This window comes from Streptomyces sp. NPDC102274, assembly GCF_044766385.1.
Taxonomy (GTDB): domain Bacteria; phylum Actinomycetota; class Actinomycetes; order Streptomycetales; family Streptomycetaceae; genus Streptomyces.
This window is the reverse complement of the sequence record NZ_JBIWLW010000027.1, coordinates 70,944-95,303: the sequence shown is the minus strand read 5'-3', so window position 1 is coordinate 95,303 and position 24,360 is coordinate 70,944. Positions and strand designations below refer to the sequence as shown.

Below are 24,360 nucleotides of genomic sequence, written 5' to 3'. Positions count from 1 at the left end.
CACAGAAAGTCCTGACATATACGGCAGGACATGCAGCAGGACATACAGCAGGACATATGGCCGGAAACAAGAGACTCAGCACCCCAGAGCCACCCAGAACCCCCAGAGCCACCCAGAACCACCCGGAATCGCAGAACATACCTAGGCAGGCATGGACACGCCCCCTCCGCAGACCGAACGCACGGAACCCACCGACGCGGACGTCGCGGCATTCGAAGAACAGCTCGGCCGCCCGCCGCGCGGCCTGCGGGCCATCGCGCACCGCTGCCCCTGCGGCCGGCCGGACGTGGTGGAGACCGCCCCGCGGCTTCCCGACGGCACGCCCTTCCCGACGACGTACTACCTGACCTGCCCGCGCGCGGCCTCGGCCATCGGCACGCTGGAGGCGAACGGCGTCATGAAGGAGATGACCGAGCGCCTGGCGACCGACCCCGAGCTGGCCGCCGCGTACCGCGCGGCCCACGAGAACTACCTCGCGCGCCGCGACGCCATCGAGGTCCTGGAGGGCTTCCCGAGCGCGGGCGGCATGCCGGACCGGGTGAAGTGCCTGCACGTCCTGGTCGGCCACTCGCTGGCGGCCGGGCCCGGGGTGAACCCGCTGGGTGACGAGGCGCTCGCGATGCTGCCGGAGTGGTGGGCGAAGGGCCCGTGTGTGACGCCGTGCGTGTCTGATCCGTCCGGTGATCAGGGGGATGACGAGGGGGATACGGAATGACCAGGGTCGCCGCCATCGACTGCGGTACGAACTCGATCCGCCTGCTTGTCGCGGACGCTCACCCCGAGACCGGTGAACTGGTCGATCTCGACCGCCTGATGAAGATCGTCCGCCTCGGCCAGGGCGTGGACAGGACGGGCCGCCTCGCCCCCGAGGCGCTGGAACGCACCTTCGCCGCCTGCCGGGAGTACGCCGCCGTCATCAAGGAACACGGCGCCGAGCGCATCCGCTTCGTCGCCACCTCCGCCTCGCGCGACGCGGAGAACCGCGACGAGTTCGTCAGCGGGGTCCTGGACATCCTGGGCGTGGAGCCCGAGGTGATCACCGGCGACCAGGAGGCGGCCTACTCCTTCACCGGCGCGACGAAGGAGCTGGGCCCGGTGGACGGGGACAGCTACCTGGTCGTGGACATCGGCGGGGGCTCGACCGAGTTCGTCGTCGGCAACGACCACGTGCGCGCCGCGCGCTCCGTGGACATCGGCTGCGTACGGCTGACCGAGCGCCACCTCGTACGGGACGGCGTCATCAGCGACCCGCCCACGGACACGGAGATCGCCGCGATCCGCGCCGACATCGAGGCGGCCCTCGACCTGGCCGAACAGACGGTCCCGCTGCGCGAGGCCCGCACCCTGGTCGGACTGGCCGGTTCCGTGACCACGGTCGCCGCGATCGCGCTCGGCCTGACCGAGTACGACTCCGCCCTGATCCACCACTCCCTGATCCCGTACGACCAGGTCAAGGAGATCACCACCCGCCTGCTCCACGCCACACACGCGGAGCGCGCCGCGATCCCCGTCATGCACCCGGGCCGGGTGGACGTCATCGGCGCGGGCGCCCTCGTACTCCTCGCGATCATGGAACGGACCGGCGCAGAGGAGGTCGTGGTCAGCGAACACGACATCCTGGACGGGATCGCCTGGGCTGTGGCGGCAGACGCCGGGTGATTTCCCGGCGCGTACGCCTGTACGTCAGATGCCGCGATAGACGTCGCGCCGGTCGCCCACTTTGACGACGAGGATGGTGAGCTCGCCATCCTCGACCTGGTAGGCGACCCTGTAGTTGCCGACCCTGAGGCGATAGAGGCCCGACGGGCCCGCGAGTTTCTTGACGTCGGCGTCATCACGGTACGGATCGTCGCCCAGCGCGGTCAGCGCCGTCAGGATGCGCATCGCGGCAGTCCGGTCGATGGACCGGAGCTGCCGCTGGGCGACTGCGGTGAACCGAAACGCGTACTTCACGCCGCGCCTTGGGTGGGCTCGGCGAACAGGTCTGCCAGTAGTTCGGCCATCGTCACGGTGGGCCCGCCTTCGGTCAGGACCGCTTCCGCCTCTCGGGCCAGCAGCACATCAGCCGCTTCTTCCAGCGCCTCGAATTCCGCGATGGGCACCACCGCCGCCACCGGCACACCGTTGCGAGTGATCACCGTGGGCGTGCCCTGCTCGGCGCTATTGATGTGGTCGGCCAGATGGGCACGGGCTTCCCGCACGGTCACAGTGTTCTCGTCCATACGGGAAGTGTACGCGCAGCTGTGTACACGATTCCTGGGATAGTGGCGGAAGGCGCCGGGTGGCTCCCCCAGGCTCAGTCGTGGGCGGCGTCCCGGCGGTTTCGCAGGGTGGTGCCGAGTGCGCACAGCGCGGGCGTGGCGTCGGTGAGAGCGGCGCGGTGGATGGGAGAAAGCGTGGCGAGGGCGTCGGCGAAGAGTGCCGCCCAGGCGTCTTCGATCCGTGCCATTCCGTGACCGGCGTCCACTGTCGGATACAGAACTGCACGACCTGATGCTGGACGCCACCTTCACGGCGGGCCACTACGCGTCGCGACCGCCGGGGATGCCGCACGGTCCGTACCGGACGGTGATGGGCTGCACGATGCTGGAGATCCGCTACCGGCCGGCGTCTGCGTAGGCGGTGGCGTGACTGGTGGCGAAGGCCAGGAAGTCGGTCCAGGCGCGGGGGGGGACGGTGAGGTGGGGGAGGTGGGGTGCCTTGCTGTCACGGATGGGGACGAGGTTGTGGGCGTGGGCGTAGGAGGGGGACCACTCGACGCAGTTGCCGCCGTCACCGTTGCTATAGGTGGACCTGACCCACGCGGTTGGCAACGAGTTGGGGTTCACAGTGTCTCCATCTGATTTCTAATGAAGGCCGCGCTCTCCCGTGCTGAAAGCGCCTCGCTGGTCAAGTCATCGTAGGCGCGTACGGCCGTCCGGACATGTTCGGGATCTTCGTGGATGTTCGCTGTACGGAACGCATCAACACAGACTACTGTCACATGATTTGGCGCTGTCAGGAACGTGATGGGCCCATCGATAAGCAGATGCGGTTCGGCGTCGAGCGGCAGAACCTGTAGGCGTGTGGTCTGGCGTTCTGCTTGGCCCAGGAGCACCGCCAGCTGCTCGCGCATAGCGTCGCGGCTCACAATACGACGCCCGATCACGGACGCGCACAGCACTACGCGAACGTTCGGTGGGGCGTCGCCACGTAGCAGCTCCTGTCGAGCGAGTCGTGCACGCATCAATCCTGCGATCTCATCCTCGGTCGCCCGTGGGTTGTTGGCCCGAAACAGTGCGCGGGCGTACTCAGCGGTCTGAAAGAGACCGGGGATGATCGTGGGAGACCATTCCCAGATCGCGGTGGCCTCCCGCTCCAAGCCCATGCGACGCCGGTACAGGGCTGGGAAGGATCGCGAGACCACCTCCTCGTACAGCCGCTTGAACTGGCCGTCCGTCTCAAAGATCTGATCGAACACGGCGGGCAAGTTGCTGGCGATCGGCGGGACTCCGCGCTCGATGCGGCTGATGGTGGATTTTGACGTGCGCGCCTTCTTCGCCAGGGCCGACTGCGACAGCCTGTCGGCCGTTCGCAGTTCACGGGCGTTGCGCAACGCCTCGCCGAATGCCTCCCTGGGGCTCCTCACCGTTTCGTCAACATCGCGTCGCTCTGCCATGCGAAACCTCCTTGACCACTGACTTGAGAATCGACGTCACTCGTCGTATCCGCGCAGGTCAGGGCATGCGGAGGCGCGCCAGTGAGACCAATGCGCAGGTCGGACGGTGAACCGCTTCCCAAGCTAGCGCGACTCGTCGCACTCTGAACACGGTTCGTAACTAATCGTAAGAAGGGTGAGACATGGTGGATCCGACCGAAGACACCGCCGAGGACTTCTGGCGACTCGTCCCCGAGTGGGTACCGCGCGACGGATACACGGCAGCAACCCCCGCACTGATGTGAGAAGTTGAGGCCGGGCTGATGCGGCGGTTGTCCGATGACGACTAGCGAGGCACGACGGCTGCTGTCCCTGCTGATCGAAACGTTCGGCGCGAACGGCGCGCTCCTTGTGTGGAAGGACTCGCTCGGCGGGGAGGGGACGGGGCAGACTCCGTCCGGCGACGAGCCCCCCGGTGGGTCGCCCGAAGATCTCAGCGCGCGGGTGGCAGAACGCAACAAGTGGAGCAGTAGGGGTGGCGTATGAAGCGCGCTTGGTGCTGGTTCACGGGCGCGCTCTCCGTCCCCGTACGGCTCGTCAGCCCACGTCGGCGGCGTGCTCACCGGGAACACAGGCGCCGAGAGGCGCTGCTTGCCCTCCAGGCGCCGGACGAAGTGGCTCTGTACGAGCGGATCTTCGGCTACCCGCCGCCGGGCGCGAGGGAGCGCGAATGACGCGCATGGCCGCCATCGCGGTAGCGGTCGGCGCGAGCCTCTGGGTGATCGCCGTGGCGGCCATGTTGGGCCGACTGTGAGGGCTGCGGTCGCCCTGGGTGGTATTCGAGTATTTCGCGTAGATGGGTCTGGCCGGGCCTGAGCGGGGAACCGCCGTTCGTCGTCCGCACCGTCGCGGGGATGGGAGAGCGAAAAAGTGAGCGAATGCGTGGTGCTGGTCACCGGAGCACCAGGGCCTGTCTTCAAAGTGGCGCCGTCCGCCCGAAGGGCGGGCCCGGCGGCGGCCGGCACGCACACTCGCCGCGTTGTCGGAGCCCGCGCCGTACTCGTCCTCAACGGAATGCGGAGGTGATCCTCGCCGGGGAAACCTCAGTCCCCTCGCGCGCGAGCCCGGCGGGCATAGTCGGTGGGAGTCTGACCGTAGTGGGTCTTGAAGGCCCTGATGAAGTGGCTACTGTCCGAGAACTGCCAGTGAGCGGCGAGTTCCGAGACGCTCAACCGCCCGGACTGTGCGGTGAGGGCGAGCCGCGCCTCTTCCAGCCGCCGGAGGCGGATGTAGGCGGTCACTGACTCGCCTCCTGCGGCGAACGCACGCTGCAGCGTGCGTACGGAGACGTTGAGTTCGCTTGCGAGCGTCCTGGAGGAGAGCGAAGGATCGGTGAGCCGGCTGTCCGCCAGCTCCTTCGCGGCCTGGGCGAGGGCGGAGGCCAGCAGGGGTTCCTTGTCGTCGAACCGGTGTCTTGCCACCGCCTTGGCCAGTTCGATCAGAGCACTGTGGGCGGCTTGCACACCGGCGGGGCTGAGGCCGGTCACGGTGGCGTGGATCATGTTCGTGTGTGCCACGAACAGGCGCACCTCGGCCGAGTCCGCCGAGCCGGTGACGATCCGGTTCCCGAGCAACGGTTTGAGCATGGTGGCGGGCAGGACGACGATCTTCGCCGTTGTGTGCGGGGCCGTCGCGAAGTGCGAGGGCCGCCCGACGTGGCGGAGGAGGAACTGCCCGGCGGATACGGTGTGCTCACCACCGGGGCCGCCGCCAAGAGCCCACGCTCCGCGCTGCACGACCCACATCCGCACCTGATCCTCGACATCGCCGAGGGCGGCGGTCCGGATGGCTGATGCGCCGTGGACATCGGTGATCGCCACATCGCGTACTTTCGCGGCGCGGCCCTTGACCCGGAAGTCGCCCGTCGTGGCCGGGCTGAAGGTCGGCAGCGGGAAGCCATCACCGACCTGTGTCTCCCACTCGCGCTGGAAGCTGCTGAATCCTCGCGACAGGGAGGGAGTGGTGTCCAGGGAGAACGCCCCTCGTGAGTCGTCGGCCCCTGCCTCAGCACTGTCCATCGCCCGTCGATCCGCCTCTCTTCCGCGTGTCGAGCCTATCTCGTGGCGCCCATGTCCAATTTGCGGGTCGCGGAGGTTCAATCCCGCGCCGGACCGCCGCTCGTAGAGTCCAGTGGCAGGCAAGAGTCCGGCGGGAGGCAGAGCCCAGGCTGTACGAACCATGTGATCGCTTCCCGCCCTCGGCAAGCTGTCGGCCTCGATAGCGCGGCGACGGACTCTTCCCGGCCGCGCCGTTGGCACCGCCGGACGAAGCAGGCGAAATGCCACACGAGGCCGCGATCCGTCTTCCCGAGGGTGCGGGTATCGCCGGCTGCCCGTCCGCGTCCGTTCGATGCCCGCACGGCACCGAATACACCCCCCATCCGTAGCCCTTGACAAGGAGTACCCATGATCCAGGACCAGCGTCTTGAGGATCGCGTCAACCACGCGTCCGGGACGATCAAGATCGCCGGAAAGACCGTCCACAGGCTCGGCTTCGGGGCCATGCGACTGGTCGGTCCGCACGTCTGGGGCGAGCCGGCCGACCGTGGTGCCTCCGTCCAGCTCATGCGGCGTGCGGTCGAACTGGGCGTCGACTTCATCGACACCGCCAGCGTCTACGGACCACACGTCAGCGAGGAGATCATCCGTGAGGCGCTGCATCCCTATCCGGAGCATGTGCTGATCACGACCAAGGGCGGACAGACGCAATCCGGCCCGGGGTCCTACGCCGTCCTCGGGCGCCCGGAGTACCTGCGGCAGGAATGCGTGCTGAGCCTGCGCCGTCTGGGCGTTGATCACATCGACCTCTACCAGCTGCACCAGGTCGACCCCAGCGTGCCGTTCGAGGACCAGATCGGTGAGCTGAAGAAGCTGAAGGAGGAGGGAAAGATCGGCGCGATCGGGCTCAATGAGGTGACGGTCGACCAGGTCACCGCCGCCCGGCAGATCGTCGAGATCGCCTCCGTCCAGAATCAGTACAGCATCACGGAACGCAAGCACGAGGACGTGCTCGAATACTGCGCACGCGAGGGCCTGCCATTCATCTCCTGGTTCCCGCTCGACATCGGCGCTCTGGCCCGGCCGGACAGCCCGCTCCGCGGACTCGCCGCACAGATCGACGCCACGCCGGCCCAGGTCGCGCTCGCGTGGTTGCTGGCTCGGGCCGAGAACTTGGTGCCGATCCCCGGCACGGCCTCGATGACGCATCTTGAGGAGAACATCGCGGCGGCGACGGTGCGGCTGAGCCCGGCGCAGATCACGGAGCTGAACGCACTGGCCAGTTGAGTCGATGAAGACTCACCAACTCGTCGACGGCCACGGGCTGCGGCTGCTGGGCCCCATCACGCGGCAGTCCCGGTCAGTCTTCGTCGTCCCAGTCTGGATCCACCCCGTACTTTGCCAGCGACGCGAGCAGATCGTTGCCTCGGGGATCCTGCAACCTCCTCAACGTGCGCGCCAGTTCCGACCGGTCGACGAAATGCAGGGCGGGGTCGTAGGCCAGCGTGGCGAGCAGGTCCTTTCCCCGGGCATCGCCCAGTTCCGCCCGCTCCTGCGCCGCTTCGACCCGGTAGTGGTCCAGGACGGTGGTGTCGGTCATCAATTGCTCCCACACCAGAGCGGCCTGGTCGCGGTCGAGTCGCGCCAGAGCCCGCGCCGCTTCGATACGTTCGTCGCCGGGGAACATCTTGATCGTGACCAGTTCGGCCCACACACCGACAGCTCGCTCGCCATTCAGTTTCGTCAGAGCTCGCGCCGCGCGGAATCGAGGCTCCTGACGAAGGCTGGTGTCGAGGGCCAGTGAGGCGAGCAGTGCCGTGCCGCGCTCGGTATCCATCTCGGCCAGTGCCTGCGCCGCCTCGACCCGGTAGTAGTCACCTGCGGTGGCATTGGTAGCCAGAGCCTCCAGTAGACCGGCACCTCGTTGATCGCTCAGTCTGACCAGTTCTTGTGCCGCTTCGAGCCGACGGTCATCAAGGAGGCCGTCATCGGCGGCCACCGAGGCAAGCAGGTCAGCCGCCCGCGGATCCCCGAGATTCGCGAGCGCCCGTGCCGCGTCGTAACGACTACCGGCGTGCACGGTGGTGTCGGTGGCCAGCGAGGCAAGCAGTTCGCCGCCTCGCTCAGCACTCAGCATGGCCAGGTCCTCCGCCGCCCGGACACGGTCGTGGTCATTGTGCGCAGCGGTGTCGGTGACCAGCGGGGTCAGGGTGTTGATGGCTGCCTCGATGATCCCAGGGGCCAGGGTGATGCCCTGGCCGGCGAGAAGAGCAACGTGACTGCCATGCTCACGGCTGGTGGCGAATTCCGCCAAGTGCGTGGTCAGGTGCTGGGGAACACCGCGCGGGAGAGGAGCCAGCGGCGGACCCGAATGCCAGGCGCCGATGAGAAACAAACGGAAGGAGGACAACTGCACCCCAAGGGGCGGTCGGGTACTGCCGCCGACACCGCCCTGGTCGTACATGCCGCGGTAGATAGGCTCGCTGAGCTCGGGGGCGTCGGCCGTGTGCTGGGCGGCCAGGAACTCACCGATGGTCTGATGAACGAAGGTGTAGGTTTCGCCGTGGGCGGCGACCAGGCCGGTTCGGCGGAGCACCTCCCGCCGCCAGGCGTCCCAGTCGGGGTAGCGCATCTCCGACGGGCAAAGGTCCTCGGTGGCGTTCCGCACCGCGGTCAGCAGGTCGGGGAACACCCCGTCGGCATGGTGCTCGACGGCCACTCGCCTCAAGGTGCTCATGATCTCGTGAAGCACATCGTGAGACTGCGGGTCCAGAGCCTGCAGGAGGCGTTCCCGCAGCAGGTCGACGAAGCTGTAGTAGATGCCGTAGCGGTCGCGTGGTAGCGCTTGCTCCGGCCTGGCAGCGTGGAGCTGGCACAAGATCGTGGCGATCAGCGGGGTACGGGCCAGCGTCGCCAAGGGGGGCCGGGCTACCTGGGCCATGAAGGCGTTCACCGCCAACGCTGGTTCCGGTAAGCGTCCAGGCCCCAGGTCGGCAGTACGCATCCAGCGTTCGGCGAAGTCACGCAGCTGCCCGGGGTCGAACGGCAGCAGCTCGTAGCTGCGGCTACGCCACTGCGGGTCCGACTCCAGCTGACCCAGCTCATCCGATGGAAGCGGTCGGCTGGTCAGCACGAACCGGTAGAGCTCGCTCCGATACTCGCCCAGCAGCTGTGCAAGTCGGCGGCGCTGCCGCACGTCGGTGATCTCGTCGAGGCCGTCGAGCAGGACCAGCCAGCGGGAGGCGGGGCGAGGGGGCCGGCTGAAGCTGTCCGTCGGCAGGCTCGGCACGGCCCGCCCGGACAGCTCGTGGCGGACCGCGGCGGCCAGCTGCTCGGCGAACGATAATCCCTCGCTGGTCAGGTCGACGGCGGAAACGTAGATCGGGATCTCCGTGATGTCCGGGGCCGTCCCTCTCTTGGCCAGGGTGATCAGTACCTGGCGCAGCAGGCTGGACTTGCCCGTGCCGGGGCCGCCCAGCAGCAGCACATCGTGATCGGCCGACAAAACCGCCTCGACTGCGGGCCTGGGCGACGGGTCAGCGTCGCCACCCGCCGCGATGCTGTTGGCATCCGGGGCAGGCCGGGGGCGCCCGCGTTGCTGCACGTACACCTGGGACAGCGGCGGCAGGGGGATGTCGGGCAGCACGCCCGGGTAGGGATGGGCCTCGGCGGTGCGGAGCAGGGCATCGAGATAGGACTTCAGCCACGGCTCAGCCCGTGGAGCGGTCTTGGCCGACTGCCACAACGACTGCCACTTCTCCGTGTCCAACAGGTCTATCAGCTTTTTGCGTTGGTCCTCGGTGAGGTTCGTGCGGCCCTTGACGTGCTCGGAAACCGCATCGACCACGGCCTCCAGGTACTCGTACGCGGGGGTCGTCCTTTTAGTCCAGTCGCTGATCCGCTGCTTGGTCACCTGGCGGGGTGGGCGACTGGTCCGGTGAATCTTGCCGGTCCTGGGATCCTTACGATTATCAAGGATCTTGGTCGCTGCCGAGGCGATTGCGTCGTAGGACCGTCCGTCCATTTCGACGAGCTCTTTCACTTTTGCGGCCAACAACGTTGCCGGGTCATCCGCGCTACCGCTCACTGAGCCCTCCTCGTATCCGGACCTGTCCGGTGTCGTCCGTAACGGACAAGACTGAACAGCTGGTCAGGCCATAGATGATCAACGACAGCGCACCAGTCATGGGCCGCCGGCCCACACGCTGCATCCATGGATTTCCTGAGCACTCTCTCCGACTCCATCGGTCTCCTCGCGGCCGGCATGTCCATCCTGGCCGAGGTGCTGCGCCGCAGGCACCGCCGCGACGGCCACAATCACGATGAAGCCTCTGGCGCTGAGGACTGAGCCGCGCCCCGTCCGGGCTGGGCAGGCGCACACCACCAAGCCGCAGCCAGTTCCCGCCGGCGAGCACGAGCGGATGGTCGGGCCGGGCCGCCGGGTTGTTGACGGTGCCGAACAGCGGGCGGACCTCGGTGAACCACTCGTCCAGGACGTCCGGGGTCCAGTCGAACACGGTCAGCACCCCGCGGCGCTTGGGCGGCGAGTCCTTCTTGGCCTTGACGAACCGAACCTGGCACCGGCCGTACTCGCCGTACTCGCCGCCGTGCGGGTTGCGGCCGAAGTCGGCGGCGGCGGTTCTCGTACTCGCGCCGGGCCCTGCGCTGGGCCAGGAGCCCTCGGTGCACGGAAGACACAGCGCTCCCGCGCAGGGTGTAGGCCCCACTCGATCTTCAGGCGGGGCGCTTGGCCATGATGACCAGGCCCGGCCCGGTTCGCTCATCTGCGGGGAGCCGAAGTTCGGCGACCGGGTGCAGTCAGCCCGCTCGATCAGGTCCACGAGCTGTTCCGGCCGCCATTTGTGAGTGGTCCAACGAACGGGCACTCCTCCGTAGGCCTCGGTGCGCACCAGGTCTTCGTCGCCGACGTGCGTTGCGGTGATGAAGTGGCCGCCTGGCTTCAGGGCACGCGCGAACAGAGCGAGAACCTGAGGAAGGACGTCGCGGGGGAGGTTGAACAGTGACCACCACCCGAGCACGCCGCCAAGGGACGCTTCTCCAAGGTCGAGGTCGGTGGCAGAGGCGACGCTGAAGCGGCATTGCGGATGAAGACGGCCGGGCCCCACCCGCCATGACGGATTCCGGGTGCCCCCGACTGCCCCTCGGTCCTCACCCGCGGTCGAAGCCCTCCTCCACCAGCGGGGCATGAGTCCCAACTCCCCACCTGCGTAAGCCCGCTGAACCGGTGCCGGGCCACCCCGCTCCACTCCGGCGCCCCACCCACCGACCGGCGGTCGGAAACGTTATGCGCGCTCCATCACCTGCTTGAGTGTGGTGAGGTCGGCGATTACCGCGTCCGCGTCGCGTTGGAAGTCCTCGTCACTCATCCCCGCCCGTCGGCGAAGGGTGAACACCACCTCGCACCCGGTGCCGTCGGCGATCACTCGCACCGGGTTATAGACGGTCTCACCCGAGGGCAATGTGACGTCGTGGTCGAGTACGCCAAGTTCGTTCTCCTGCGTGAAGGCGACCACGACCCGCCCCATGGGCGACGACTCGGCGATCCACTGCCCGTCGATCCGGGCGATGGAGCCCCCCAGCCCATGAGCCCACTCGGGCAGGTTGGCGGGGTTCGACGCGTAGTCGTAGACCTCCCTGAGGGGGCGATCGATGTGTGTGCTGATGTGCCGCGAGGCCGAAGCGGTGGTCTCCATGGCCGTGATGGTACGAAGCCGCTGTCGACGCGGTCTTGAACGAATCGGTCACGGCTGAGGGGTAGCCGGCGGCCCCCACCCGCCATCGAACCCTCCGGGTCACCCCGACTACCCCTCGGCACGACCCCGCACCCGGCATCTATCGCGTTTGTGCATCCCATGCGCCTCCCATGCAACGAAGCCCCGGTCGCGGGCGCCGTCAGCCATGCCCAGACTGGAAGGAAAGGGCGATCCGGGAGAGGAGTGCGCCATGTCCGGGTGCCCAACGGGAGGCGATAGCCGGTCGCGCCGGTGGCCAATCGGCTGCACGTCGTTGAACGTAACGCCCCCGACCACGCCGCCGACGGCCACCGGCCCGCGCACCTCGATCTGGTCCGGCTGCCGGAAGTCCGGGAGCCCGTCCGGCACCGGCCGACGCGCCTGCGCCCGATCAAGGGCAAGCCGGTCGAGCCGTTGAACGTGCACCAGCCCGACCGGCGGGTCGAGATGGACAGTCTCGCCTACCCCTTCAGCACGGTCGGCCGGGTCGCGCTCCCGTTGGCCCGCGGCTCGGATCAGTTGAAGCTCGGCACGGGCGCGCTCGTCGGTCCGCGCCATGTGCTGACGGCCAGTCATGTCATGAACCGGCACTGGCCGGGCCCCAACCTCAGCCCGGTCTCGTTCACCCCGTCGTTCAACCACCGGACAGGACCAGCCACGTCCCCGCCCTGTCCCCGCTCGCGCGCGCCGGGCCGTGCGCAGCCGGGACGCGCCCACTCGCTCGCCAGGGGGCGCGGAGAGCCGCCGGCGGGGGGTCCTGGCGGCGTCGCGAGAAAGTTCGTGAACTTCTTCACAAGGAAATCGGCCCTGTGGGGTGATGGGGCTGATCCGGAGGGCCGTCTGTGAGGACCGAGGGGGCCCTGCACCCTTATACCGGGCGGTTCCGGGCACGTTACGCGCGTATGAATGGGGTGGGGTGGTTCACCCCCGGCCGAGCACGGAGGGCCAGCTCACGAGGGGTGGGCAACGACCAAACCGGCCATCTGGTTCCCCCGCTGGACCATGACCTCGATCAAGCGAGCCGCGCAGTGTAGCACTAGGGGGCCCATACCTTGTGAAGGGGCTCACGAGCCACCCCCCTGAGAGGGGTGGATACTCGATGGCATGAGCACCACGGAGCGTCCCAGGATCCTCGTTGTAGGCGGTGGGTACGTAGGCCTGTACGCAGCTCGTCGCATTCTGAAGAAGATGCGCTACGGGGAGGCGACCGTCACGGTTGTCGACCCTCGCTCGTACATGACGTACCAGCCCTTCCTCCCGGAAGCCGCCGCCGGCAGCATTTCGCCTCGGCATGTCGTCGTCCCGCTGCGACGCGTGCTGCCCAAGGCTGAGGTGCTCACCGGCCGGGTCACGACCATCGACCAGGACCGCAAGGTCGCCACGGTCGCGCCGCTCGTCGGCGAGGCCTATGAGCTGCCCTTCGACTACCTCGTCGTCGCCCTCGGCGCTGTCTCCCGTACCTTCCCGATCCCCGGCCTCGCCGAGCAGGGCATCGGTATGAAGGGCATAGAGGAGGCCATCGGGCTGCGCAACCACGTACTTGAGCAGCTCGACAAGGCCGACTCGACCACCGACGAGGAGGTCCGCCGCAAGGCGCTGACCTTCGTCTTCGTGGGCGGCGGCTTCGCCGGCGCGGAGACCGTCGGTGAGGTCGAGGACCTGGCGCGCGACGCGGCCAAGTACTACACGAACGTGAAGCGCGAGGACATGCGCTTCCTCCTCGTCGACGTCGCCGACAAGATCCTTCCCGAGGTCGGCCCGAAGCTGGGCGCCTGGGGCAAGGAGCACCTGGAGAGCCGCGGTGTCGAGGTCTATCTGAAGACCGGCATGGACTCCTGCGTGGACGGCCACGTCGTGCTCAACAACGGCCTTGAGGTCGACTCCAACACCATCGTGTGGACGGCCGGCGTCAAGCCGAACCCGGCGCTCGCCCGTTACGGTCTGCCGCTCGGCCCCCGCGGTCATGTGGACACCAGCGAGAAGCTCCAGGTGCAGGGCACCGACTACATCTGGGCCGCCGGCGACAACGCCCAGGTCCCGGATGTCGTCGGCCGCAAGGCCGGCAACCCGAACGCCTGGTGCCCGCCGAACGCGCAGCACGCGCTGCGGCAGGCGAGGGTCCTCGGCGACAACGTGATCTCCGGTATGCGGGGCTTCCCGCAGAAGGAGTACAGCCACGCCAACAAGGGTGCGGTCGCCGGTCTCGGCCTGCACAAGGGCGTCGCGATGATCGTCATGGGCAAGATGAAGATCAAGCTCAAGGGCCGGCTGGCCTGGTACATGCACCGTGGCTACCACGGCGTGGCCATGCCGACCTGGAACCGCAAGATCCGGGTCTTCGCCGACTGGACGCTCGCGATGTTCCTCAAGCGCGAGGTCGTCTCGCTCGGCGCCATGGAGACGCCGCGTGAGGAGTTCTACGAGGCCGCCAAGCCGGCCCCGGCGGCAGCCGCCGCGTCGTCCGCTCCGGAGAAGGCGAAGGCGTCCTGACGCCGCCGCGCTGAACCCCGAAAGGGCCGTCCGCCATCCGTGGTGCGGGCGGCCCTTTCGCGTGCCCGACGCGCCCCGGAATCCGCCGGGCATGCTCCCCGCGATCCGCCGGGCACCCCCCGGAATCCGCCGAGTGCGCGCCCCGCGCCCGCCGGGCACGCGCCCGGAGGCCACCGATAATGTGCACGGACTCAGGGTGGGCGCCGGGAGAAAAGCGTCCACATCCACCCTAAAGTGTGTGGTAGTTGCAGGTATTTTGCCGTCCCATTGCGCGTCTCCGGGACTGCAACCGCACCCGTCCGGTGTTTACGTGGTGTTGAGCATTTCCGGTTATTCCTCATCACGGAGGTGTACGCCATGGCCGACGCCGCGCTGCGGCTGACCACTCTTGCCGAAGAGTTGCTGGGGGCCCCGCTCCCGGTCCGTATCCGTGCCTGGGACGGCAGTGAATCCGGTCCCCCGGACGCTCCGGCCCTGATCATCCGCAACCGTCGTGCCCTGCGTCGCCTCCTGTGGAAACCCGGAGAACTGGGGCTCGCGCGCGCCTGGGTGGCCGGTGAGATCGATGTGGAGGGCGATCTCTACGAGGCCCTCGGCCTCCTCGCCGGGCTCATCTGGGAGCGCGGGACCGATGCCAAGGACGAGGTGCACCCCGCACTCGACCCCCGTATGCGGGCCGCAGCGCGCGGGCTCGTACAGATCGCGGGACCCTGGCCGCCGCCCGCCCCGCCCGCCGAGGAGATCCGGCGGCGGCACGGCGCGCTGCACACCAAGCGCCGCGACCGGGCGGCGATCAGCCACCACTACGACGTGGGCAACGACTTCTACGAGCTGGTGCTCGGTCCCTCGATGGTCTACTCGTGCGCCTACTGGGGCGACGCCGACGGCTTCACCCTTGAGGACGCACAGCGCGACAAGCTCGATCTGATCTGCCGCAAGCTCGCCCTCAAGGAGGGCGACCGGCTGCTCGACGTCGGCTGCGGCTGGGGCTCGATGGCCATCCACGCCGCCCGCGAGTACGGCGTCCGCGTCACCGGCGTCACCCTCTCCCGGGAGCAGGCCGCCTACGGGCGCAAGCGGGTCGCGGAAGAGGGCCTCACCGACCGTATCGAGCTGCGGGTCCAGGACTACCGGGACGTCAGGGACGGCCCGTACGACGCGATCTCGTCCATCGGGATGGCCGAGCACGTGGGCTCGGTCAAGTACCGCGAGTACGCCGACGATCTGTACGCCCTGCTCAAGCCGGGCGGCCGGCTGCTCAACCACCAGATCGCCCGCCGTCCCGAGAAGGACGAGAGCAAGTACCACATCGACGAGTTCATCGACGCGTACGTCTTCCCGGACGGCGAGCTGGCGCCCCTCGGCAGGACGGTCGCCACCCTGGAGGAGGCGGGCTTCGAGGCCCGCGACGTCGAGTCGATCCGGGAGCACTACGCCCTGACCCTGCGCCGCTGGGTGGGCAACCTGGAGGACCACTGGGCCGAGGCCGTGCGCAGCACCTCCGCGGGACGCGCCCGCGTCTGGCGCCTCTACATGGCGGCGTCCGCGCTCTCCTTCGAGCGGAACAAGATCGGCGTCAACCAGATCCTGGCCGTGAAGACCCCGGAGGGCGGTGCCTCCGGGATGCCGGCGCGGGCGCGCGTGTGGGGCGGCTGACGCCGGACACCGTGCGAGTGACAAAGAGATGAGCGGGCCCGGGGGGTGACGGCGAGTTGGTACGTTCTGCCGTCCGGGCCTGGATGACGGAGCGGCCGGGCACGCCCCTGCCCGGCGGCTCCGTTTTCCGCTTCCCGCGGGGTTTCACCGGGTCCGGCATGTCATGTGTGTGCTTCTGATATGTCCGATACGTGCTCCCTGAGCCGAAACCGAACAGGAGGCCGGTGTGCTCCGCCATCACTACAGCCACAGCCACAGCCACAGCCACAGCCACAGCTACAGCCATCGTCACCGTGGAATCCGGCTGTTGGGCCTGGCCGTCGCCCTGATGTCCGTCATGGCCGTTTCCGGCGCCGCGTGGGCCGACGGGGACAACGGGTCCGAGTTCTGGGCCCCGTCCGAGGCCGAACCCCCGTCCAGGGAGCAACCGGCGGCGCCGTCCCGGTTAACGGCCGGGGCCCCCGCCGCCCCGGTCACCACCGGCGCGATCTTCAACGACCCCGCGGGCACCACCGCCGAGCGGGACAGGATCAGGAACCATGTCGTCTCGCTGATCGACGGCTCCGCGGCGGGCGGCTCGATCAGCCTGTCCCTCTACACCTTCACCGACGACAGCGTCCGCAAGGCCCTGATCGCGGCCAAGGAACGCGGCGTCGCCGTCCGGGCGATCCTGGACCACAAATCGCACGAGTCGGTCACCGCCGGCGGTGAGTACGAGAACCTCGCGGCGGGCCTCGGCACCGACCGTGCCCGGCCGTCCTGGGTGATGTCCTGCCCGTCGAACCGCTCGTGCCTCGGCAACCGCACCATCGGCAGCCGCGCGATCAACCACAACAAGTTCTTCCTCTTCTCCCGCACGGGAGGCGCGGAGAAGGTCGTCGTGCAGACCTCGGCCAATATGACCGGCACCCAGCGCACCGACCTGTTCAACAACGCGGTGACGATCGCCGACCCCGGTCTCTACGACAACTACGCGGCGTACTTCTCCGACCAGCTGAGGTACGGCGCCTCGGGCGCGGGGCTCGCGACGTACTACCGGACGCCGTCCAGCGCGACCGACCCCGCGTACAAGACGTACTTCTTCCCGCGCCGGGAGACCGCCGGAACGGACTACCGGAAGGACCCGGCCACCGACACGGTCAAGCTCCTCCTCGACAAGGTCGCCTGCTCGTCGACGCGGCGTTCCGAGGTGCGGATGGCGGCGAACCTCTTCTACCGCGACCAGGTCGCGAGCAAGCTCGTGGCCATAAAGAACGCGGGCTGCCTGGTGTATCTCGCGGGCGACGGCAATCCGAACGGCGGCGGCACCGACGTGCCGTCCCTCGGCAGGACCGTCACCTCCGTCGTCTCCGGCAAGCTCACCCAGCGCGTGGAGTGCTGGGAGGACCCGCCCACGAACGGGGCGCCGCAGATCGGGCTGCACTCCAAGTACGTGCTGGTGAAGGGTACGTACGACGGTGTCGCCGACAAGAAGATCGTCTGGACCGGCAGCCACAACTACTCGTGGCAGGCGCTGCGTTCCAATGACGAGACCCTGCTGAAGATCGACGACGCCGCGATCCACGATCAGTACAAGGCCAACCACGATGATCTGATGGGCTACTGCGCCGGCACATGAGGACGCGGGAGAGGGCGGGCCCCGCCCTCTCCCGGGCGGGCCCCGCCCCGGGGTCCCGCCCTCTCCCGCTCACCGACCGGTCCCGCGCTACTCGGTCTTGATGGCCGTCAGCATGTTCAGCTTCGCGGCGCTGCGGGCCGGCCACAGCGCGGCCAGGATCCCCACCAGACCGGCGAGCACCAGGAAGATACCGACCCGGTCCCACGGGATGACCAGCGCGTAACCAGGGATTTGATCCTTGATGGTCTCCCCGATCGCCCAGGCGAGGAAGGATCCGAGCCCCACCCCGATCACCGCGCCGAAGAGCGAGATGACGACGGCCTCCAGCCGGATCATCCGCTTGACCTTGGTCCGGTCCAGGCCGATGGCCCGCAGCATGCCGATCTCCTGCTGACGCTCGAAGACGGACATCGCCAGCGTGTTGACGACCCCCAGGATCGCGATGACCAGGGCCATCGCCAGCAGGCCGTACATGATGTTCAGCGCGGTGTTGATGAGGCCGCCGAACTGGTTCCTGATGTCCTGCTGGTCCATGATGGTGATCGCCGGGTTCTTGCCCAGCGAGTCCACCAGCGCCTGCTCGTGCGCGCCGCTGGCGCCGCCGTCCATCTTCACCCACACCTCGGGGATGTACGCCCTGGCCTCGTGCGCCGCGGCCACCTCGGTCGACATCAGCACCGGTGAGAGGAACTCGTTCTTCTTGTAGGTGGCGCCGACCTTCAGCTTGCCGGTCTTCCCGTCGTTGTAGGTGACCGACAGGGTGTCACCGATCTTCCAGCCGTTGGACTTGGCGGTGTCCTCGGCCACCGCGATCCCGCCCTGGGCGAGCGTGTCCATCGAGCCGGAGACCGAGGCGATGTTGATGACCTTCTCGATGTCCCCGGGGGTGACCGCGGAGGCGGAGTGGAAGCGGCCCTTGACCTCCACCGAGGCGGCCTGCTGCGGGGAGACCGCGCTCACGCCGGGCGCCTTCTCCAGCGCGGTGAGCGCGGACTTGTCCAACTGGCCGCCGCCCGCCATCGTCACCATGTAGTCGGCCTTGATGTTGTCCGTGGTCATCTTGTCCACGGCCTGGCCGATGGTGACACCGAGCACCGTCAGCCCGGTGACCAGCGTGAGTCCGATGGCCAGCGCGGAAGCGGTGGCGCCGGTACGCCGCGGATTGCGGACCGCGTTCAGCCCGGCCAGCTTGCCGGACACCCCGAAGACCCCGAGCAGCAGCGGCCGTACCAGCGCGATGACCGGACGCGACAGCAGCGGGATCAGCACGATCACACCGACCATCGCCAGGAACGCGCCGGCCCCGATGAGCAGCCGGCCGTCGGAACCGGCCGCGGCGCCCGCGAGAATCACCGCGGAGCCGAGCAGGGCCAGCGCGCCGCCGATGGAGTTGCGTACGACGAGCGACTTGGTGGTGGCCACGCCGTGGACGCTGCTCATCGCGGCCACCGGCGGGATCTTCGCGGCCCGGCGGGCGGGCAGCCAGGCGGCGAGCAGCGTGATCAGCACCCCGACACCGAAGGCGGCGCCGACGGCGGTCGGCGAGATTACCAGCGCGCCCGCGGGCATCTTCGCGCCCGCCATGTTCATCGCCGAGCGCAGCGCCACGGCGAGCCCGATGCCGAGGACGAATCCGATCGTGGAGGCGATCGCGCCGACCACCGCGGCCTCGGCCAGCACCGAGCGCTTGACCTGGCGGCGGGAGGCGCCGACGGCGCGCAGCAGCGCCAGTTCCTTGGTGCGCTGGGCGACCAGCATGGTGAAGGTGTTGGAGATCAGGAAGACGCCGACGAAGAGCGCGATGGCGGCGAAGGCCAGCAGCATCTGGTTGATGCCGCTCAGGCTCGTCTCGATCTGGTCGGCCTGGTCGGAGGCGAGCCGTTCACCGGTCTTCGCCACGGCGTTCTCCGGGAGCAGGGGCTCGACCTGGTCGAGGATCGTGCTCTGGGAGGCGCCGGCCGCGGCGGTGATGGTGAGATCGCTGTAGAAGCCGGGCTCCAGATAGAGCTTCTGCGCGACGGCGGTGTCGAAGAGGACCAGGCTGCCGCCCGCGTTGACCTCTCCGTCGTCGGTGGTGAAGACACCGGTGAGGGTGTACTCCTTCACCGGCCCGTTGGTGGCGACCCGTACCGGCTTGCCGACCGTGTACTTCCCCTCGGTCGCTGTCGCCTTGTCGAGCGCGATCTCACCGTCCTTGGCGGGCCCCGAGCCCTCGGTGAAGGTGTAGGAGGCGTCCTTGCCGTTCTTGCCCGGCGCGAAGTTGGAGCCGTTGTTGGACCAGCCGTCGCCGATCAGCTTGCCGCCGGGGTCGGCGACCCCGGCGAAGCCGTTGACCCGGCCGGTGACGGAGGCGACCCCGTCCAGGGCCCCGATCTTGCCGACGGTCTCCTGGCTGACCCCGGGGTCCGAGTTGGCGTCGGAGCTCTCGCCGGAGTCGCGTTTGTCGTACGAGGTGACGCCGACGGCGACGTCCTTGTAGCTCTTGGCCGACTGGTTCTGGAAGGCGTTGCCGAGGGTGTCGGTGAAGACCAGGGTGCCGGAGACGAAGGCGACGCCGAGCATGACGGCGAGGACGGTCATCAGCAGCCTGGCCTTGTGCGCGAGCACGGTGCGCAAGGCGGTACGGAACATGGTGGAAGTCCTGGTGAGGGTGGGCGGAGAGGGCAGGCCGAACAGACGGGCCGACACGACGGACCGGACCGAGGGGGCGGAGGTGTGGGGCCGACTGCCGGGGCGTCAGCGCGCGGGCCGCGTGCGGGTCAAGTGGCACGCGCGGGAGAAGCACCACGTACGGGTTAACGGTCACGTACGGGTTTAACGGTCACGCACGGGTCGTGCACGGGGGTCGTACGGGTCGTACTACGCCGTACGGGTGACGGCCGGAGGCCGCGTACGGGCGGAACGGAGCCGGCGGAGCGTCAGCTCGTACGGCCCTTGGCGTCGAAGGCCTTCATCCGGTCGAGCACACCGTCGGCGCTCGGGTGCAGCATCTCGTCGACGATCCGGCCGTCGGCGAGGAAGATGACGCGGTCCGCGTAGGAGGCGGCCACCGGATCGTGCGTCACCATGACGACGGTCTGGCCCAGTTCGCGTACGGAGTTGCGCAGGAAGCCCAGCACCTCGGCGCCGGAGCGGGAGTCCAGGTTTCCCGTCGGCTCGTCGCCGAAGATGATCTCGGGCTGGGAGGCCAGCGCGCGGGCGACGGCCACGCGCTGCTGCTGACCGCCGGAGAGCTGGGTGGGCCGGTGGCCGAGCCGGTCGGCGAGACCGATCATCGAGATCACCCGGTCCAGCCACTGCTTGTCGGGCTTGCGGCCCGCGATGTCCATCGGGAGCGTGATGTTCTCCAGGGCGGTCAGGGTCGGCAGCAGGTTGAACGCCTGGAAGATGAAGCCGATCTTGTCCCGGCGCAACTGCGTGAGCTGCTTGTCCTTGAGGGTCGACAACTCGGTCTCACCGAGTTGTACGGAGCCGCTGCTGAAGCTGTCGAGGCCGGCCACGCAGTGCATCAGCGTGGACTTGCCGGAGCCGGACGGGCCCATGATCGCGGTGAACTCTCCCTGCCGGAAGTCCACCGAGACCCGGTCGAGGGCGACCACCTGGGTCTCGCCCAGGCCGTAGACCTTCGACAGATCGGAGGCGCGGGCGGCCACGGCTGTTGCGCGGTGGGCGAGCGAGGTGGTGGTCACGGGTGGACTCTCCTGTCGGTGCGTTGTGAGGACTCCTCCATCCTCGTGGCGGGGTGGGCGCGAGTCGTCCGTCCCGGTAACCGTTCCCGGGGCCCTCTTGGGTCTGACCGCCGGGCCGCGCCCTCCTACTCGGGGATGACACGACCCCTGAGACGGATCCGCCGTAAGTCGTCTGCACGCCGTGTGGACGCGGCGACGATGCCGAATGCGTGACCGGGCGGCGACTTTTCGTCATTCCTGCACGCCTCGGTCGGAGATGACCACCCGCGCCCGGCATGTGCCGACGACTCGTTACGTGGTCTGACACACCCTCAGACGTCAATAAAATAAGACAACATCGGGTAGCCGCTCGGCTGTTCGAGTGGTGTGCCCCGATAGGCTCCTGTGCCAACGCGGCGTCGCGCGCCTTGCCCGGATGGTGGAATGCAGACACGGCGAGCTTAAACCTCGCTGCCCCTCGGGGGCGTGCCGGTTCAAGTCCGGCTCCGGGCACATCACCGGTTCACCGGCGAAGGCCGGACGGCCGGCGCCGGTGGACACGCCGGTCCGGGAGCGCTCCGGTAAGACGCTCCGGTGTGGTGAGGCACACCCGCCGGACGTCACGATCCTGGAAAGATCCTCCCCGAGCACTAGGGCGTACGCTTTGCGGCCCCATTACTCTTGTCGCAAGGCCGCGCACGGCGGCCATGGAGGAGTGAGATGAGGAGCAGTAACCCGGTCTTCTCGCGACGGGGCTTCAGCCGCGACAACGGCCACGCGGGCTTCAACGCGGCGCCGCAGGCCGGGGGCCCCGCTGTAGGAACCAACCCGTACGCGACCAACCCGTACGCCACCAACCCCTATGCCCCGCAGCAGGGCACCCAGCTCGGCGGCCCGCAGGCGCCCGCGCGCCCCGACGTCATGACCATCGATGACGTCGTGAGCCGTACCGGCATGACGCTGGGCACGGTCGTGCTCACCGCCGTCCTGTCGTGGGTCCTGCTGCCCGTGGACCCCGCCAACATCGGCAAGTCGTACGGCATCGCGATCGGTGCCGCGCTGGTGGCGATGGTCCTCTCGCTGGTCCAGTCCTTCAAGCGCAAGCCGACGCCCGCGCTGATCCTGGCGTACGCCGCCTTCGAGGGTGTCTTCCTCGGCGTGATCAGCTCCGCCGTGAGCACGTACCTCTCGCCCGGCGTGGTCGTCCAGGCGGTCATGGGCACGATGGCGGTCTTCGCCGGCGTGCTGATCGCCTACAGGATGCGCTGGATCCGGGTCACCCGGCGCTTCTACGGTTTCGTGATGGCCGCCGCCATGGGCTTCGTGCTCCTGATGGTCGCCAACCTGCTCTTCAGCGTCTTCGGCGGCGGTGACGGCCTCGGCTTCCGCAGCGGCGGTCTGGGCATCATCTTCGGCATCGTCGGGATCATCCTCGGCGCCTGCTTCCTCGCCCTCGACTTCAAGCAGGTCGAGGACGGCGTCGCGTACGGCGCTCCGCGCGAGGAGTCCTGGCTCGCGGCCTTCGGTCTCACACTGACGCTGGTGTGGATCTACCTGGAGATGCTGCGGCTGCTCTCGATCCTGCAGGGCAACGACTGACGCCGCACGGCTGAGCGGTACGGCTGAGTAGTACGAAGGGGTCCGCGGGCACTGCGCCCGCGGGCCCCTTCCGCTGTTGTCCGCTGTATCCGATTCCGCTCTGTCCGACGGCTCGGGTGCCGGGTCAGAGCAGGCGGCGGGCCGCCCGCCGCAGGTCGTACTCGTGGATGATCGCCTTCGCGTGTCCGTACGCGAGGTTGTGCTCGCTCCTCAGCCAGCCGACCTTCTCCTCGAAGCGGATGAGGGCCGGACCTTCCTCGACCTCGCGGAGCCAGTCGGAGATCTCTCTGCCGGTGCAGTGAGGGATGCGGGAGAGCATGTTGCGATGGGTCTCTTCGGAGAAGACAAGGGACATTGGCGCCTCCGGACGCTTTGCGCGTACTGGTCCTTCACGCCACCGTGCCTGAGCGTTGGCCTGTTGGCAACACTCCTGGAGGGGCCCTGTCCGGTCGCGTAAGGTCGCGGCGTGCTCGATACGACGCCGCTGACGGCGGCAGTGGACCGATTCGCCGACCGCCTGCGGGCCGCCCCGCAGAGCCGGCTCCAACGCGGAGCCGCCGCCGAGGCACTGGCGCTGGCCAGGGAACTCGCCGTACGGGCCCAGCGGCTCGACGCCCCCGGTGAGGACCCCCGGATCATGCCGGACTCCGGCGTCTTCGTGGTCGCGGACCAGCTCACGGTCGCGGCCGGGGATCTGGCCGAGGCATTGCGAACGACCCCGTCCCTGGTGGAGCTGGACGAGGCCGTGAGATCGGTGGAGCGTGCGGCGGCGCGCGCCGCGCTCTGAGGCCGGGCGGGACTTTCGCCACACTCCCTGGAGGGACGCGCCCGAGGGACGCGCTAGAGGGACGCGATGACGCGGTCCGCGAGGATGTAGACGTGCTCGCCGCCGCACGAGAAGGTCAGGGCGTACGCGCCGGAGACTCCGGAGCCTCCCAGCAGGACCGGGGCCTCACCCTCGCGCAGCGCCCCGGCGAGCCGCTCCGCGGTCTCGCGATGGCCCGGGGTCATGCAGAGCGTCGTGCCGTCGGCGAAGACATAGACGTCGAGGGTGCCCAGCGGGCCGGGACGGACGTCCGCGAGCGCGGTGCCGGTCGCGGCGAGTTCGTCGAGCCGCGACACCGTGCGCTCATGATCGGTGACGACGGGGGCCTGCACCGGTACGAAGTCGGGGTGCGAGGGGTGCCGGCGACGGGCGGCGGCCAGCTCGGCGGAGTCCTCGGCGAGCTCACCGGCCTCACCCACCCCGCTCACCTCGCTGACCTCGGTCAGCTCCGGGTAGTCGGCGTAGTCGTCGGTCCCGTCGACGGCGTCGAGGTCCAGCGCCTCCAGCCCGGCGAAGTCCACCTGGCGGGGCACGTAGTACGGGCTCTCCTCGGTGCCGAACCCGGGCAGTCCGCCCAGCAGCGACGGGGTGTCGGCGGCGTCACGGGCCTCCTGGGCGGCCCAGAAGGCGCGCGCCTCGGCCAGCTCGCGCTCCCGCTCCTCGGCGAGTGCCTCGGCGACCGCGGTCCGTATGTCGTCGGCGTGGGTGGCGCTCCTGGCCTGCGGTACCGCTGCGGTGAGGTCGCCCGGGGCCGACGCGGCCAGCTCACCGCGCAGCGCGCTGACCTGCCTGCGCAGCCCGTGGGCGGCATGCAGGGCGGCGACGCCCACCGCCGTGGCGGTGGCTGTGGTCAGCAGCAGGGCAAGAGACATGGCGCTCACTGACTACTCCCGATTCCGATCGATACCCCCGACTTCCTACCTCAGCTTGTCGAAGGCGAGCGCCGCCCGTCAGTGCATTACGTCACGAATTGGACAGGTCTTTGGGCCTTATGTTTGCCCTGAATGGGGCTCTGACCTGGGCAAAGGAATCTCCCCCGGGCGCAGGTCACATCCT

The 24,360-nt window shown here is 68.7% G+C and carries 25 protein-coding genes, 1 tRNA gene and 1 pseudogene; 14 read left to right on the top strand and 13 right to left on the bottom strand.

Going from position 1 to position 24,360, the window contains the following annotated elements; all coding sequences use genetic code 11:
* The first annotated feature begins 151 nt into the window (after nt 1-151).
* Entirely contained in the window at nt 152-715 is a 564-nt protein-coding gene (locus tag ACIRQP_RS29990) for a DUF501 domain-containing protein (protein ID WP_403895217.1), read from the top strand.
* Nucleotides 712-1,659, top strand: a complete 948-nt coding sequence (locus ACIRQP_RS29985; RefSeq protein WP_403895215.1) for an exopolyphosphatase — start codon at nt 712-714, stop codon at nt 1,657-1,659. The genes ACIRQP_RS29990 and ACIRQP_RS29985 overlap by 4 nt, the downstream gene beginning before the upstream one ends.
* Nucleotides 1,660-1,683: 24 nt before the next feature.
* Here ACIRQP_RS29985 and ACIRQP_RS29980 read toward each other — a convergent pair whose 3' ends face one another.
* The 3 genes from ACIRQP_RS29980 to ACIRQP_RS29970 form a co-directional block, all read right to left on the bottom strand.
* Nucleotides 1,684-1,953: a type II toxin-antitoxin system RelE/ParE family toxin gene (locus ACIRQP_RS29980; protein ID WP_403895212.1), complete on the bottom strand. Its 270-nt coding sequence runs from the start codon at nt 1,951-1,953 to the stop codon at nt 1,684-1,686.
* The gene (locus tag ACIRQP_RS29975; protein ID WP_403895210.1) at nt 1,950-2,222 is read right to left on the bottom strand and encodes a type II toxin-antitoxin system Phd/YefM family antitoxin; all 273 of its coding nucleotides are present in this window, start codon (nt 2,220-2,222) and stop codon (nt 1,950-1,952) included. Before ACIRQP_RS29975 ends, ACIRQP_RS29980 begins: the two co-directional genes overlap by 4 nt.
* A 74-nt stretch (nt 2,223-2,296) precedes the next feature.
* Nucleotides 2,297-2,449, bottom strand: coding sequence for a hypothetical protein (locus ACIRQP_RS29970; RefSeq protein WP_403895207.1), 153 nt, complete (start codon nt 2,447-2,449; stop codon nt 2,297-2,299).
* Here ACIRQP_RS29970 and ACIRQP_RS29965 point away from each other — a divergent pair.
* Nucleotides 2,443-2,619 carry a hypothetical protein gene (locus ACIRQP_RS29965; RefSeq protein ID WP_403895204.1) on the top strand — a complete coding sequence of 59 codons (177 nt, stop codon included), beginning with the start codon at nt 2,443-2,445 and terminating at the stop codon, nt 2,617-2,619. The genes ACIRQP_RS29970 and ACIRQP_RS29965 overlap by 7 nt on opposite strands.
* On the opposite strand, the gene ACIRQP_RS29960 is transcribed toward ACIRQP_RS29965, so the two are convergent.
* Both ACIRQP_RS29960 and ACIRQP_RS29955 read right to left on the bottom strand, forming a co-directional pair.
* Nucleotides 2,598-2,828 (bottom strand): DUF397 domain-containing protein, encoded by a 231-nt coding sequence (locus ACIRQP_RS29960; RefSeq protein ID WP_403895201.1) that lies wholly within the window; start codon nt 2,826-2,828, stop codon nt 2,598-2,600. The two genes, ACIRQP_RS29965 and ACIRQP_RS29960, sit on opposite strands and share 22 nt — an antisense overlap.
* Nucleotides 2,825-3,658: a Scr1 family TA system antitoxin-like transcriptional regulator gene (locus tag ACIRQP_RS29955; protein WP_403895198.1), complete on the bottom strand. Its 834-nt coding sequence runs from the start codon at nt 3,656-3,658 to the stop codon at nt 2,825-2,827. Before ACIRQP_RS29955 ends, ACIRQP_RS29960 begins: the two co-directional genes overlap by 4 nt.
* Nucleotides 3,659-3,976: 318 nt before the next feature.
* Here ACIRQP_RS29955 and ACIRQP_RS29950 point away from each other — a divergent pair, with 318 nt between their 5' ends.
* Together ACIRQP_RS29950 and ACIRQP_RS29945 are read left to right on the top strand one after the other, a co-directional pair.
* Nucleotides 3,977-4,183, top strand: coding sequence for a hypothetical protein (locus ACIRQP_RS29950; protein WP_403895195.1), 207 nt, complete (start codon nt 3,977-3,979; stop codon nt 4,181-4,183).
* Entirely contained in the window at nt 4,180-4,371 is a 192-nt protein-coding gene (locus ACIRQP_RS29945) for a hypothetical protein (protein WP_403895192.1), read from the top strand. The genes ACIRQP_RS29950 and ACIRQP_RS29945 overlap by 4 nt, the downstream gene beginning before the upstream one ends.
* A gap of 369 nt (nt 4,372-4,740) precedes the next feature.
* On the opposite strand, the gene ACIRQP_RS29940 is transcribed toward ACIRQP_RS29945, so the two are convergent.
* Nucleotides 4,741-5,715 carry a helix-turn-helix domain-containing protein gene (locus tag ACIRQP_RS29940; protein WP_403895189.1) on the bottom strand — a complete coding sequence of 325 codons (975 nt, stop codon included), beginning with the start codon at nt 5,713-5,715 and terminating at the stop codon, nt 4,741-4,743.
* A 387-nt stretch (nt 5,716-6,102) separates the two neighbouring features.
* Between ACIRQP_RS29940 and ACIRQP_RS29935 the strand changes: the two genes are divergently transcribed.
* On the top strand, nt 6,103-6,981 hold the full coding sequence (locus ACIRQP_RS29935; RefSeq protein ID WP_403895186.1) for an aldo/keto reductase: 879 nt from the start codon (nt 6,103-6,105) through the stop codon (nt 6,979-6,981).
* Nucleotides 6,982-7,054: 73 nt separating this feature from the next.
* Here ACIRQP_RS29935 and ACIRQP_RS29930 read toward each other — a convergent pair whose 3' ends face one another.
* On the bottom strand, nt 7,055-9,781 hold the full coding sequence (locus ACIRQP_RS29930) for an NACHT domain-containing protein (RefSeq protein ID WP_403895183.1): 2,727 nt from the start codon (nt 9,779-9,781) through the stop codon (nt 7,055-7,057).
* A 126-nt stretch (nt 9,782-9,907) separates the two neighbouring features.
* Between ACIRQP_RS29930 and ACIRQP_RS29925 the strand changes: the two genes are divergently transcribed.
* Nucleotides 9,908-10,042, top strand: a complete 135-nt coding sequence (locus ACIRQP_RS29925) for a hypothetical protein (RefSeq protein WP_403895180.1) — start codon at nt 9,908-9,910, stop codon at nt 10,040-10,042.
* A gap of 386 nt (nt 10,043-10,428) precedes the next feature.
* Here ACIRQP_RS29925 and ACIRQP_RS29920 read toward each other — a convergent pair.
* Nucleotides 10,429-10,808 (bottom strand): annotated as a pseudogene (locus tag ACIRQP_RS29920) (class I SAM-dependent methyltransferase); the annotation flags it as partial.
* A gap of 189 nt (nt 10,809-10,997) precedes the next feature.
* A complete protein-coding gene (locus ACIRQP_RS29915; RefSeq protein WP_403895178.1) occupies nt 10,998-11,408 on the bottom strand; it encodes an SRPBCC family protein in 411 nt (136 codons plus the stop codon).
* A gap of 291 nt (nt 11,409-11,699) precedes the next feature.
* On the opposite strand from ACIRQP_RS29915, the gene ACIRQP_RS29910 reads away from it, so the two are divergent.
* The 4 genes from ACIRQP_RS29910 to ACIRQP_RS29895 all read left to right on the top strand — a co-directional run bounded on the left by ACIRQP_RS29910 (nt 11,700) and on the right by ACIRQP_RS29895 (nt 17,211).
* Nucleotides 11,700-12,293 carry a hypothetical protein gene (locus tag ACIRQP_RS29910; RefSeq protein WP_403895175.1) on the top strand — a complete coding sequence of 198 codons (594 nt, stop codon included), beginning with the start codon at nt 11,700-11,702 and terminating at the stop codon, nt 12,291-12,293.
* A gap of 258 nt (nt 12,294-12,551) precedes the next feature.
* A complete protein-coding gene (locus ACIRQP_RS29905) occupies nt 12,552-13,937 on the top strand; it encodes an NAD(P)/FAD-dependent oxidoreductase (RefSeq protein WP_403895173.1) in 1,386 nt (461 codons plus the stop codon).
* Nucleotides 13,938-14,294: 357 nt separating this feature from the next.
* Nucleotides 14,295-15,593 carry a class I SAM-dependent methyltransferase gene (locus ACIRQP_RS29900; RefSeq protein ID WP_403895171.1) on the top strand — a complete coding sequence of 433 codons (1,299 nt, stop codon included), beginning with the start codon at nt 14,295-14,297 and terminating at the stop codon, nt 15,591-15,593.
* 226 nt (nt 15,594-15,819) lie between these two features.
* On the top strand, nt 15,820-17,211 hold the full coding sequence (locus tag ACIRQP_RS29895) for a phospholipase D-like domain-containing protein (protein WP_403895169.1): 1,392 nt from the start codon (nt 15,820-15,822) through the stop codon (nt 17,209-17,211).
* 87 nt (nt 17,212-17,298) lie between these two features.
* Here ACIRQP_RS29895 and ACIRQP_RS29890 read toward each other — a convergent pair whose 3' ends face one another.
* The gene (locus tag ACIRQP_RS29890; protein ID WP_403895166.1) at nt 17,299-19,842 is read right to left on the bottom strand and encodes an ABC transporter permease; all 2,544 of its coding nucleotides are present in this window, start codon (nt 19,840-19,842) and stop codon (nt 17,299-17,301) included.
* A 287-nt stretch (nt 19,843-20,129) separates the two neighbouring features.
* Nucleotides 20,130-20,900 carry an ABC transporter ATP-binding protein gene (locus ACIRQP_RS29885; RefSeq protein ID WP_403895163.1) on the bottom strand — a complete coding sequence of 257 codons (771 nt, stop codon included), beginning with the start codon at nt 20,898-20,900 and terminating at the stop codon, nt 20,130-20,132.
* Nucleotides 20,901-21,309: 409 nt separating this feature from the next.
* Between ACIRQP_RS29885 and ACIRQP_RS29880 the strand changes: the two genes are divergently transcribed.
* Nucleotides 21,310-21,392, top strand: a tRNA-Leu gene (locus ACIRQP_RS29880).
* A 207-nt stretch (nt 21,393-21,599) separates the two neighbouring features.
* Nucleotides 21,600-22,478: a Bax inhibitor-1/YccA family protein gene (locus ACIRQP_RS29875; RefSeq protein WP_403895160.1), complete on the top strand. Its 879-nt coding sequence runs from the start codon at nt 21,600-21,602 to the stop codon at nt 22,476-22,478.
* 124 nt (nt 22,479-22,602) lie between these two features.
* Here the strand turns inward: ACIRQP_RS29875 and ACIRQP_RS29870 are convergent, their stop codons facing one another.
* Nucleotides 22,603-22,833, bottom strand: a complete 231-nt coding sequence (locus ACIRQP_RS29870; RefSeq protein WP_403895156.1) for a DUF4287 domain-containing protein — start codon at nt 22,831-22,833, stop codon at nt 22,603-22,605.
* 111 nt (nt 22,834-22,944) lie between these two features.
* Between ACIRQP_RS29870 and ACIRQP_RS29865 the strand changes: the two genes are divergently transcribed.
* On the top strand, nt 22,945-23,265 hold the full coding sequence (locus ACIRQP_RS29865; RefSeq protein ID WP_403895152.1) for a hypothetical protein: 321 nt from the start codon (nt 22,945-22,947) through the stop codon (nt 23,263-23,265).
* Nucleotides 23,266-23,318: 53 nt separating this feature from the next.
* Here ACIRQP_RS29865 and ACIRQP_RS29860 read toward each other — a convergent pair whose 3' ends face one another.
* The gene (locus tag ACIRQP_RS29860) at nt 23,319-24,176 is read right to left on the bottom strand and encodes a hypothetical protein (RefSeq protein ID WP_403895293.1); all 858 of its coding nucleotides are present in this window, start codon (nt 24,174-24,176) and stop codon (nt 23,319-23,321) included.
* Nucleotides 24,177-24,360 lie beyond the last annotated feature (184 nt).